Consider the following 10,948-nt stretch of genomic DNA (forward strand, 5'->3'; position numbering starts at 1 on the left):
CTTAACCTTTGATTTCTTCAAATGTGTGTGCGTTCTTGTGTGTACCAAATGTCTGGAAGACGTGCTTTTGATAAAGTGGATACACAGTTTGACGAGCAAGTTCATTGATGATCACACTGTTTCGATAAGCCCCCAGCCCCAAATCTGGAGCGCCGACCCCATGTGTATGAAGCTCTGCATTTTGTACAAAAATATCATTTTCACCCATCGTATTTGTTTTCAAACGATATTCACGTTCAACTTGGAATCTCCCTTGATCATCCCATTGAATGTGATGAGAAATAGGGTTGATAAATGGCGGCAGAACGGATTGGTAGCCAGTCGCCAATACGACAATATCCGTCTCATGTGTAAAGGATTCTTCCTTGACCCATTGCGTGCATGAAAGTGATAACCCGCCCGCTGTTTCCTCAACCAAGTTGACCTCTGTCATGGCTTGAAGCACTGTGTTCAGCTGGTTTCCGCAGGCAGAACGTTCATAAAGCAAATGATAAATATCACGAATCATCGCCGAACTGATGCCTTTATACAGCAAGTCTTGCTGTTTTAATAACGCATCCTTTTTGGCTTGCGGAAGCTCATAAAAGAAATCAATATAGTCAGGGGAGAAATACTCAAGTCCAAGGTTTGAATATTCCATTGGGAAAAATCCTTTTGACCGTGTGAACCAGTGAATATCCTGCGCCTCATCATCTGATAAAATGTCATAAAACACTTCTGCCGCACTTTGACCAGAGCCGATAACTGTCACAGATTTCCCTTTGAAACAGCCTTCTTTCTTTCGTTTTAAATAGTCAGCTGAGTGAAAAACCTTCTCTCCTAAAGCTGGCTGGAGCGATGCGGGTATCGCCGGCTGCGTGCCAATTCCTAAGACGAGATGTTTGCTTTCAAACACCTCTACAGTTTGGTTCTTTACATGACGGACATGCACTTCATAGCGCTTTTCTCCTGCCTTTTCGATCAGTGAGACAGATTCGACGTTCATGCCAAATCGGCAGGAATCTAACTGGTCAGCGACCCAGCGGCAATAATGACTGTATTCCTTGCGCGGGATATGGAAGTCCTCTAGAAAGTAAAATGAATACAAACGGTTTTGTTCCTGCAAATAGTTGAGAAAGCTATATTTGCTTTTCACATCTGCCATGCTGACAAGGTCCGCTAAAAATGGGACTTGTAGTGTCGTCCCTTCAATGAGCATCCCTGGGTGCCAGTGAAACGCTTCACTTCTTTCAAAAAACAAAGCGTCGATTTCATTTACCTCTTCAGATAATGCGGCAAGCCCCAGGTTAAACGGGCCAATGCCGATCCCTATTACATCCACTATATTATTTTGCTTGTTGAACCGCGTCATGGTTATACTTCCTTTCGAATCGTTCTCGATCACAAAACATCAAAAGACCTGTTTTATCGGGTAAAGTGACTGGTTTTACACGTTCGAAGCCGCATTTTTCAAATACATGAATCATTTTTTCATTGCGAATATCCGGCTCAGCAACGATTTTTTCTGTTCGTTTGTTCTGCTCAAATTGAAATGCTGTCATTGCCTGAAGGAGCGGCGCAGCAAATCCTTTCCCCACATAATCCGGCTCCCCTATTAACAGGTGGATGCCTTGATCATGCGGAGAAGGCTCATAGTAGGATTCAATGATATCCCCTTTGACGTTATAAGCCTCAAAATAACTCATTGGTGTCCCATCAATCGTGCCTAAATAAAGGGTTTGATGCGGATCATGTATCGCCTGATAAAAATGCTTTTCAAAAGCAGGAAACGGAATATTCAAATGCCAAAATGGGTGAACGTACTCTTCTTGCATCCACTTATGGACAAGCTGAACGTCTCTTTCATATTCAGCGCGAATAAACCTAATACGATGCCTCATCCAATCAGCGCCTCCTTATGTAAAAAGAGCGGATTTAAGACAGCCGTGTAACGAGATTGTGTTTCCAGAGATCCGGTCAGCTCATCCATATCTTCAAATCGTGTCAGCAAATTCGCTTTTGAAGGAAGTTCTTTTGAGCGGAGAAGGCTGTTAGTCAGATCAGATGCTCCGTACGTCTCCTCATGAGCGAATAATGTATCTCTCACAAGTGCCAGCAAATCTTCTTCCTTTGCAAGGCCTTCCGTGCCAAAGCCATTAATGAGACCAAATAAATGATTAAAGAAGAAATAATAACGGAGTCTCTCAACGGCTACATCATCCGAACAAATGGTTTCACTTCTTACGCTCAAGTTTTGAACTAGATTCGCGAGCTTATCCTTTTTCGATTCACTATAATAGTAGCCTTGGTTGTCACGGTAATAGAAGGTCTCTGGATAACCATCCTTCATTTGCACAACAGCATTTTGCTGATGGGCCTCGAGTGCAAGACCATACGTTTCAAACAGCCAGAGCATCGGCTTTAACGAAATAGTCAAATATTGTTTAAACCAATCCTGGCTGACCGCTTCTGTTGACCGGCCTTCTGCGTCTGCAAGTTTATGAATAATTCCTGCTAATCTCGATTTTCCTCCATACGCATGATCTTGACACAGCCCAGCAATTAAGCTTGCGCCTTTTTCACGATGCAAGAATGGATTTTGACGAATGACCACTTCAAAGCCAGATTCCGCTTCATCTCCTCGAATAGAGAGATATGCAGGATCTTCAATGACCCGGAATCCAGAGAATTTTTCATATAAAGAAACGCCTAATTCTGTTTTTAAGATGCGGGACATCTCTACTCCTCGATCCAGTTCCTTTTGTTTATTGATGCGTAACGAGTTTGTAATTTTCACAGGAACAGAGAATTTGAGCATGTAAGCAGAATCCTTTTGATAGACCGTTCTAAAGGATGAGGTCGCTGTGTATTCAGACCCGAGCGGTCCTAAATAAGTCAGTTTCCCCTCCTCTATATAACGCTTCACGAATGCCTTCTCCATGACCACTTTGACTTGCAGCGGATGAATCGGAATGAGCACATATTCTCCGTTTTCTGTTAACCTATTCAGCCTCTCTGTTTCTTCTGGCACCTGACGCGAAAGCTCTTCTAACATGAGGCTTGCCGCAGATTGTGAAATAGACGAATCCTGAAGCACAATCGAATGGTGCGCTTTAAAGTAATGAAGCTGGAAAGCTCCTTTCAGCTCAGGAGAATAGACGGCTTCCTCCTCTTCTGTCATCCCTTGTCTGCTTTTTGGTGTAGGATGTGTTAAATGTCCAAGGAGAAGTGACTGCTCAGCCTCGATGTACTCAAAATCAGCTTGAGATAAAGCAGCTTGATCACTTTCTCTCTCCCGTAAAAATCGTTCAATATTTCGACAGCTTAAAATGATGCGAAGCATGAATTCATCCTCTGCATCTGTGCGGCCATATGCAATGAGAAGCTCCTTTGAACATAAAGCAACAAGTGTCGTGTAATCGACGACCGTTCCCTCTTTTTCGCTGCCACTTGGACGAAAGCGAATCGGAAAATCAAAGAGATGTCGGCCTACAGTTGAAAAATATCGGATCGGAATCACAAGCTCAAGGTCTTGTTTTGCTAGTTTTGCCACAAATACAAGCGAACCATCTGCTTTCGTCTCTTTTTTTGCAGATCGATCGATTCCTGTTTCACGTAAAAAACAGTTTAAAAAGCTTTGCATAGTTGCATTTTCAGCCATTTGTTTATATTGACTCAACGTAGTACCCTCCCGGATTGAATATGAGCGATCCCGATATCAACGATGTCAGAAAGGATTTCCTCAATATGTGTGATTGTCGTTCTCGGATTTAACAAAGTGAATTTTAAGCATGTTTGACCATCCACCACTGTTTTCGCAATGACAGCAGTTCCTGATTTGAATAACGTTCGATGGATGATTTTATTGATGTCATCCGTCCCCTTAAATCGAAACACAACTGCATTGATTTCTGGATCAGGATTGATCACTTCAAGGTGATCATTTCTCTCGATAAGCGCAGCCACATCCTTCGCAAAATCAATGGTATGGTCAATAATGTCACCAAACCCTTCCTCGCCAATCAGACGAAGAGAAAGAAGCAATTTCAGTGCGTCGAACCGGCGCGTCGTTTGGACAGATTTATGGACGAGATGTAGTATTCCATCCAGTTCATCTTCTTTTGGATTAAGATAATCTGCATGATAATTGATCAAGCCGAAATGTCTCTTATCCTTCAGCAAAAATGCCCCGCAGGAGATCGGCTGATAAAATTGTTTATGAAAGTCAATCGTGATGGAATCAGCAAGCTCAATACCTTCTAATTTACACCTGTAGGTTTCGCTTAATATAAGCGCACCTCCGTAAGCAGCATCTGCATGAATCCATAGACCGTATGGCTTGACGATGTCATACACCTCTCGAACCGGGTCAATACTGCCAAAATCAGTTGTCCCGCAAGTCGCCACTACCGCAAAAGGCAGGAGATCCTGTTCCTTTAACTCAACAAGTTTCTTCTTCAAATCGTTGAGGTCCATGCGGTGATGCTCATCTGTCTCTACTAGGACAACTGCCTGCTCCCCTAAGCCTAGCTGTGATGCAGATTTTTTCACAGTGAAGTGAGCATTCTTAGAGCAAAGAATTCTCATGCGGTGAGCCTCACTCGGCAAGCCTTTCTGCTGAACATTCCATTGCCATGTGTTTTCACAAAATGCATCTCTTGCAAGAAGCAGTCCCATGTAGTTAGATTGGGTGCCACCGCTCGTAAATGTCCCATCTGCTAGATTTCCATAAGAAAACTTCGCACATAGCCACTTTAGCATTTCCTCCTCCACCAAAGATGCAATACCGCTTTGATCGAAGGAATCCATTGATTGGTTAAAGGAGCTTACCATCACCTCTGCGGCAAGAGCAGGTATGAGCGGCGGGCAATGCAAATGTGCCAAGCATTTAGGATGCGATACATCAACGAGATGCGGCAAAAGATGCTGCTTTATATCTTGAGAGACAGATTCCATTGATTCGCCGGACGGTTGAAACTGAAATAAGGATTCGACACTAGCCGCTAATTTCCCAGGCAATATTCCGCTGTATGGTCCTTGGTCTTTTTGCCACTGATCCAGTAAGCTGTTGATAGATGTATGAAGAGCCGCTCGGAAGGACTCTCTTCCAAGCTGGCTTTGATTGATAAATAATGAATCCACAGAAGCTTTAGTTGATTGCATCGTAAACGGCCTCTTTGAAAATGGCGATGACTTGTTCAAGCTGTTCTTCTGTCATGATCAATGGCGGTAAGAATCGAATGACGCTGCCGAAACGGCCTCCTGTCTCTACAATTAAGCCTTTGTCGAAGCAATTCTTTTGAATGAGACTTGCTAGCTCAGGATTTGCTGGATAACTTCCATCCACATCCTGCTTTTCATTTGGATTGACAATTTCAGCACCAATCATTAATCCTCTTCCTCGAACATCACCGATAGCAGGTACATTTTTTTGAATGTCTTTTAAATAAGCCTGCATGCGATTCCCTAACTGGTCTACATGATCAAGCAGATTGGTTTCTTTTATAAATTTAAGCGTAGCAGTTCCTGCAGCCATCGCCATTTGATTTCCTCTAAATGTGCCAATGTGTGCACCTGGATTCCATTGATCCAAATCTTGATCATAAATCACAACTGAAAGCGGCAGGCTTCCACCAATGGCTTTAGATAATACAATAACGTCTGGCACAATTCCTGCATGTTCAAAGGCAAACATCTTACCTGTTCGGCCAATGCCTGATTGAACCTCATCGATAATGAGCGGAATGCCTTTTTCTTTTGTGATTCTTCTCATTTCTTTTATCCATTCAATAGATGCTGGAATTGAGCCTCCCTCACCTTGCACAGCTTCAAAGATCATACCTGCTGGCGGAAGAATACCACTTTCAGGATCATTTAATACACGCTCAATATAAGAACTGGAAATACGGTGTGAATCTTTACCGCCAATGCCAAATGGGCAGCGATATTCATATGGATAAGGCATGAAATGCACATCTGGAATTAACCCTTGCACTCTTTCCTTTGGAGACAAATTTCCGCTTAATGACATCGTGCCATGTGTCGCACCGTGATAAGCACCGTGGAAAGAAAGAATGGAACGATTACCTGTCGCTGTCTTGACTAATTTAATCGCAGCTTCTATGGCATCACCGCCAGTTGGTCCACAAAATTGAATTTTTGCTCTCTTTGCAAACTCTTCTGGCAGGTGAGAAAAAATTTCATTCACAAACTCTTCTTTAATTTCTGAGGTTATGTCCAACGTATGCAATGGTCTTTTTTCATGAAGCATACGTTCAATAGCTTCTATAACAACCGGATGATTGTGACCAAGTGCAAGTGTTCCTGCGCCTGCCAGACAGTCATAAAACTCTCTGCCATCTGCATCTGTCACGATCATACCCTCGGCTTTTTGCATGGCTAATGGGAACCGTCTCGGGTAAGACCTTGCATTAGATTCTCTTTGACTTTGCTGCTCTAAAAATTGCTGATTTTTAGAAACGGTTTTGATGGACATAATAAAACACTCCTCCAATTGATAAAGATTATCATTTTCATTTATTAGCCTAGAGGATGTGAGATAGGAAAGTCAATTGTATTCAAAAAGATGATTCAAAAAGCATATGAATGCAATATTCTCTTTTTAATGAGTATTTTCGAGTAATTTTTACAAACCTTACTGCCATAAGGAGATGGAACGCATGAGACGGTTTGATATTGAAAAAAATTACAAATCATTCTTCCTGGTTCTTTTGTTCTATTCAACTCAAAGCGCTCATTTTATGAAGAAATTTGGATGAAATGAAGGTAGAAAATTGAAGAAGTAACACCATTTTTTCTTGATATAAATGGATTTGATGGTATAATTTCTCTGAAACATAAAGGAATGGAGGGGAATTTGATGATTTTTACAAAGCACGATCTTCACCATTACTTAATGCAGGATAAGAAAGCATTAGCGATTACGCGCAGAAGACCAAAGTGGTTTGGGGACGATATATGGAAATATCAAAGGTATTTGCGAAAATATGAATACTATTCTAATAGCGGCGCTCTACTGCGCAAATGGTTTTATCGCTATTTACATAAAAAGAAAGGCATGCAGCTTGGCTTTGATATTCCGATTGGCGTCTTTGGCCCCGGCCTTAGAATCAATCATAGTGGTCTCTTAATTGTGAATAAGCACGCAAAAATTGGGGCATTTTGTGATATTCATCAAGGGGTGAATATTGGCCAAAACCATTCCGAAAAGGATGTACCAACCATTGGAGATCACGTATGGATTGGCCCCGGTGCTAAGCTGTTTGGAGACATTTATATTGCAAATCATATTTCAATCGGAGCAAATGCCGTAGTGAATCGTTCCTTTCATGAAGAGCAGATCGTCATTGCTGGTGTACCGGCTCAAAAGGTAAAAGAAAAAGGCCCTTCTTCATGAAGGCGCCTGATAAAAAAGAATAACACCGATCAAAACAGAGATGAGCAGCATGAGATAAAACAAGATGGTTAAAATCAAGATCGTCCAGCCCAGCCCCTTCCTCTCTGTCTTGATCAAATAAATACCGAGTACGATGGTACTAAATAGCACGCCTAAAATGGCCCACAGCCATTTGTCTTTGTTGTGCTTTGGCGCATCAAACCATAAATAGATGGCAACAGCAAGTGAAACGAATAGACCCGTTAATCTCATATTTAAATTCCCCCTTATGTATACGCGCTCTCTATGATGCGTTTGAGTATCCGAAGATCAGCAACAGGAAGTAAAAGACAAAGACTAGTATAACAATAGAATAGATGATGATGGACATGATCAGAACTGTCCAGCCCAATCCTTTTCTGCCTGTTTTGATGAGGTATATCCCAAATGCAAAGAGCCCGAATAAAAGTCCTAAAATAGACCATAACCATTTATTTTTCCCATGTTTTGGTGCATCTATCAATAGATAGATTGCGACTAAAATAGAAACAAACCATCCAGTTATCCAGCCCACATTCATCTGCCACCCTTCTTCTTCAGTTTATTCCATTATATGATACTTTTGTCCTGAAAAAATAATGATTCAGAGGATATTGCGCGGGAGGCTTTGCCATTCCTCTCTCAGCATCCCAAAGCGCATAGAGTCATAATACTCTCCTTGATAATAACGGACCTTTCTCAATCTCCCCTCAAGGACAAATCCGCATTTCTCTGCGCACCGCATCATCCGTTCATTCCCTGACCAAGTTGTTAAACCAATTCGAGGAATATCAATATGCGTAAATAACACATCAATCCATAGATTTAATGCCTTTGTCCCAATACCCCCGCTCCAAAAACGTGAGTCATAAATGATAATGCCGCATTCAAGCCACCTCGTACGTTCATTCTCCCAATAATATGAGACGGTGCCTTTGATATCACCATCTATTTCAATGCCATATAGCTTTTGGGGAATGGATTCTTCTTGTAAGTAACGTTTCTTAAATGCAGCAAGCGGGATTTCGTGTTCATAAAAATAAGGGGCATTCCATTTTCGATAGGACTGGTCTGATGCTTTAAATTTTAAATACCACACCGTCTCTAAGTCCGTTTCGGTTAATGGACGTATGTTCACAAGCTCTTCCTTTTCCCTTTTCATCTGTTCACGTTCCTTTACTTTGTCGTTCTTTTTGCTAAATGACGGTACTCGATCGGCGTCATGCCTTCATTTTGCCGAAACAGTTTAGAAAAATAAGTAGGGTCGTCAATACCTACATGATCTGCAATAGCAGCGATTTTTTCATTCGTTGATGCCAGCATGCTTTTGGCTTTTTCGATTTTGAGACGATGGCTGTACTGGTTTGGCGTCAATCCATATACTGTCTGCATACATCTTGTCATGTAGTCAGGATGATAGTGCAGTTTCTCTGCAAGCTGCTCCATGTGTAATTTCTCCATAAAATGATGCTCAAGATAATGAACCACTTCTGATGCAACGGTCTCCTTTGCACTTGGAATATGGAATGCTTCCTTTTGCAGGTGAATGAGCAGTTCCTCAAATAGAAGCTGTTTTTTCAGCGGAAGTTCAGATGCATCATGATTTAGTGCTCTCATCGCTGAAAGGTGTTTTTCTAACACACTTCGTCCTTTCACTTTTCCTAAACGGGGCAGACTAAATTCATAGGTTGCCGGCTTTTCGAAGGTGGCTTGGTTTTGTTTCATATCAATCCAGTGTTCTCTCGGCCGGTTCGTCAGCTCAAATCGATCAATTGAGAAATGCAGCCACTCATAGTGTGTTTCTTCTTCACATGGCAAATGTCCACCATGAGACAGGCCCGGTGAGAGAATCATATATTCACCTTCTTTTATGCGATAAGCATCCGCGTCCTCTGTCATCCACAGTTCACCTTTTGTGACATAGAGAAGATCAAATACAGTGAAGGTTCTTGAGATATGTCTCTCTCCTTGATGAAATACACCTTTACCTGAAGCAATATAAATAGGAAACGGCGGTACAGTAAATGTAATAAATCGATCCATATTCATCCCCTTATGAAGTCGGATTTCTCCAATAAGTTTCGGTTTCATCTCTTCTTATTATAATCGATGCAAGGTACACTATAAATCGGATTTATACGAAAGGAGGCTATGTGATGAAACCTCAAACCCTGTCATATGAAAAAGTTCAAGTTAAAGGTGAAAAAACACACCCTTCATTATTTGCATTAACTTGGCCTATATTTATCGAAATCTCTTTATATATGCTCATGGGGAGCGCTGATACACTCATGCTCAGCCAATACTCTGATAACAGTGTGGCCGCAGTAGGGGTAAGCAACCAGCTCCTGAATTTATTAATTGTTATGTTCAGCTTCATTACAACAGGAACGACCATTGTCATTGCCCAGCTTTTAGGAGCTGACCGCAAGCAGGAAGCGACTCAAGTTGCCTATGTCTCTCTAGGAACCAATTTCTTGATCAGCTTTATCATTAGTCTCCTCATGTTTGTGTTAGCTGTTCCAATTCTGCACATGATGGGCTTATCAAGTGAACTCATGCCGGATGCGGCGGTCTTTTTACAATTTGTTGGGCTGCTTTCTTTTATTCAAGCGCTCATTATGACGTATAGTGCTATTTTAAAAAGCTACGGATATACAAGAGACACGATGTATGTCACCATCGGAATGAATTTGCTCAACGTTGCCGGTAATTATTTGGTCATTTTTGGTCCGTTTGGCTTTCCGGTATTAGGTGTCATGGGTGTTGCCTTTTCAACCTCGCTGGCTCGGTTGATCGGATTGATGGCGATGATCCTCATTGTCCGCCGCCGAATTGGATTGCGCTTTTCGCTGAAGAGTATGTTTCACATTCAGCGGACACATTTAAAAAAGCTGCTAAAAATTGGCATCCCTTCTGCCGGGGAGCAGCTTTCATATAACGGTTCTCAAATGATCATTACACTGTTTATTACATTTATGGGAACGCAGGCTTTAGCAGCAAAGGTCTACACTCAAAATTTGATGATGTTCATTATGTTGTTTGGTGCAGCGATTAGCCAAGGCACACAGATTTTAATTGGGCGCCATATTGGAGCGAAAGAATTCGATGCGGCCTACCGCAGATGTATGAAAAGCTTATACTGGGCCATTGCGATCTCTCTTCTTTCTTCCACTGCTTTATCTTTATCATCGACGCATTTGCTTACGTTTTTCACTAGCAATCATGAAATCATTCAAATCGCCGCCACACTTCTCCTATTAACGATCATTTTAGAGCCGGGACGCTCTTTTAATATGGTCATTATTAATTCATTGCGGGCTGCTGGTGACGCGAAGTTTCCAGTGTATATGGCGATGATATCAATGTGGGGAATTGGGCTTCCGATCGCTTATTTGTTAGGCATTCAGTTTGAAATGGGGCTCATCGGGGTTTGGATTTCTTTTATCGTGGATGAATGGATAAGAGGCATCTTCATGTATAGGCGCTGGCGTTCCAGAGTATGGACGGAGTATCGTTTTTCTTCCACATAAA

General features: G+C 41.9%; 11 protein-coding genes. 2 read left to right on the plus strand and 9 right to left on the minus strand.

All coding sequences use genetic code 11. From position 1 onward, the window contains the following. Nucleotide 1 precedes the first annotated feature (1 nt). The 5 genes from EV579_RS04060 to EV579_RS04080 are packed head-to-tail and all read right to left on the minus strand — an operon-like array spanning nt 2 to nt 6,475. On the minus strand, nt 2–1,351 hold the full coding sequence (locus EV579_RS04060; RefSeq protein WP_034621794.1) for a lysine N(6)-hydroxylase/L-ornithine N(5)-oxygenase family protein: 1,350 nt from the start codon (nt 1,349–1,351) through the stop codon (nt 2–4). Then, nucleotides 1,326–1,880, minus strand: a complete 555-nt coding sequence (locus tag EV579_RS04065) for a GNAT family N-acetyltransferase (RefSeq protein ID WP_024426511.1) — start codon at nt 1,878–1,880, stop codon at nt 1,326–1,328. The genes EV579_RS04060 and EV579_RS04065 overlap by 26 nt, the downstream gene beginning before the upstream one ends. Next, complete coding sequence (locus EV579_RS04070; RefSeq protein WP_133744002.1) at nt 1,877–3,658, minus strand: IucA/IucC family protein; 1,782 nt, start codon at nt 3,656–3,658, stop codon at nt 1,877–1,879. Before EV579_RS04070 ends, EV579_RS04065 begins: the two co-directional genes overlap by 4 nt. After that, entirely contained in the window at nt 3,655–5,142 is a 1,488-nt protein-coding gene (locus tag EV579_RS04075) for a pyridoxal phosphate-dependent decarboxylase family protein (RefSeq protein WP_133744003.1), read from the minus strand. The genes EV579_RS04070 and EV579_RS04075 overlap by 4 nt, the downstream gene beginning before the upstream one ends. Beyond that, the gene (locus EV579_RS04080) at nt 5,129–6,475 is read right to left on the minus strand and encodes an aspartate aminotransferase family protein (RefSeq protein WP_024425084.1); all 1,347 of its coding nucleotides are present in this window, start codon (nt 6,473–6,475) and stop codon (nt 5,129–5,131) included. The genes EV579_RS04075 and EV579_RS04080 overlap by 14 nt, the downstream gene beginning before the upstream one ends. A gap of 384 nt (nt 6,476–6,859) precedes the next feature. On the opposite strand from EV579_RS04080, the gene EV579_RS04085 reads away from it, so the two are divergent. Continuing rightward, entirely contained in the window at nt 6,860–7,396 is a 537-nt protein-coding gene (locus EV579_RS04085; RefSeq protein ID WP_044334187.1) for a serine O-acetyltransferase, read from the plus strand. Here the strand turns inward: EV579_RS04085 and EV579_RS04090 are convergent. The 4 genes from EV579_RS04090 to EV579_RS04105 all read right to left on the minus strand — a co-directional run bounded on the left by EV579_RS04090 (nt 7,391) and on the right by EV579_RS04105 (nt 9,457). Then, a complete protein-coding gene (locus tag EV579_RS04090) occupies nt 7,391–7,648 on the minus strand; it encodes a hypothetical protein (RefSeq protein ID WP_024425086.1) in 258 nt (85 codons plus the stop codon). The two genes, EV579_RS04085 and EV579_RS04090, sit on opposite strands and share 6 nt — an antisense overlap. Nucleotides 7,649–7,679: 31 nt before the next feature. Beyond that, nucleotides 7,680–7,955: a hypothetical protein gene (locus EV579_RS04095; RefSeq protein ID WP_133744004.1), complete on the minus strand. Its 276-nt coding sequence runs from the start codon at nt 7,953–7,955 to the stop codon at nt 7,680–7,682. A gap of 63 nt (nt 7,956–8,018) precedes the next feature. After that, the gene (locus EV579_RS04100; protein ID WP_133744005.1) at nt 8,019–8,576 is read right to left on the minus strand and encodes a GNAT family N-acetyltransferase; all 558 of its coding nucleotides are present in this window, start codon (nt 8,574–8,576) and stop codon (nt 8,019–8,021) included. A 14-nt stretch (nt 8,577–8,590) separates the two neighbouring features. Then, nucleotides 8,591–9,457 carry a helix-turn-helix transcriptional regulator gene (locus EV579_RS04105; protein WP_133744006.1) on the minus strand — a complete coding sequence of 289 codons (867 nt, stop codon included), beginning with the start codon at nt 9,455–9,457 and terminating at the stop codon, nt 8,591–8,593. 113 nt (nt 9,458–9,570) lie between these two features. On the opposite strand from EV579_RS04105, the gene EV579_RS04110 reads away from it, so the two are divergent. Then, nucleotides 9,571–10,947 (plus strand): MATE family efflux transporter, encoded by a 1,377-nt coding sequence (locus EV579_RS04110; protein WP_133744007.1) that lies wholly within the window; start codon nt 9,571–9,573, stop codon nt 10,945–10,947. Nucleotide 10,948: the final 1 nt, after the last annotated feature.

The organism is Bacillus sp. BK450, from assembly GCF_004364885.1.
Lineage (GTDB): Bacteria > Bacillota > Bacilli > Bacillales > Bacillaceae > Bacillus > Bacillus safensis.

What these genes read in the sequence shown, in the direction of transcription:
- EV579_RS04090 (WP_024425086.1), bottom strand. Translation starts at nt 7,648, where the DNA reads ATGAGATTAACGGGTCTATTCGTTTCACTTGCTGTTGCCATCTATTTA.
- EV579_RS04085 (WP_044334187.1), top strand. Translation starts at nt 6,860, where the DNA reads ATGATTTTTACAAAGCACGATCTTCACCATTACTTAATGCAGGATAAG.
- EV579_RS04060 (WP_034621794.1), bottom strand. Translation starts at nt 1,351, where the DNA reads ATGACGCGGTTCAACAAGCAAAATAATATAGTGGATGTAATAGGGATC.
- EV579_RS04065 (WP_024426511.1), bottom strand. Translation starts at nt 1,880, where the DNA reads ATGAGGCATCGTATTAGGTTTATTCGCGCTGAATATGAAAGAGACGTT.
- EV579_RS04110 (WP_133744007.1), top strand. Translation starts at nt 9,571, where the DNA reads ATGAAACCTCAAACCCTGTCATATGAAAAAGTTCAAGTTAAAGGTGAA.
- EV579_RS04100 (WP_133744005.1), bottom strand. Translation starts at nt 8,576, where the DNA reads ATGAAAAGGGAAAAGGAAGAGCTTGTGAACATACGTCCATTAACCGAA.
- EV579_RS04105 (WP_133744006.1), bottom strand. Translation starts at nt 9,457, where the DNA reads ATGGATCGATTTATTACATTTACTGTACCGCCGTTTCCTATTTATATT.
- EV579_RS04080 (WP_024425084.1), bottom strand. Translation starts at nt 6,475, where the DNA reads ATGTCCATCAAAACCGTTTCTAAAAATCAGCAATTTTTAGAGCAGCAA.
- EV579_RS04095 (WP_133744004.1), bottom strand. Translation starts at nt 7,955, where the DNA reads ATGAATGTGGGCTGGATAACTGGATGGTTTGTTTCTATTTTAGTCGCA.
- EV579_RS04075 (WP_133744003.1), bottom strand. Translation starts at nt 5,142, where the DNA reads ATGCAATCAACTAAAGCTTCTGTGGATTCATTATTTATCAATCAAAGC.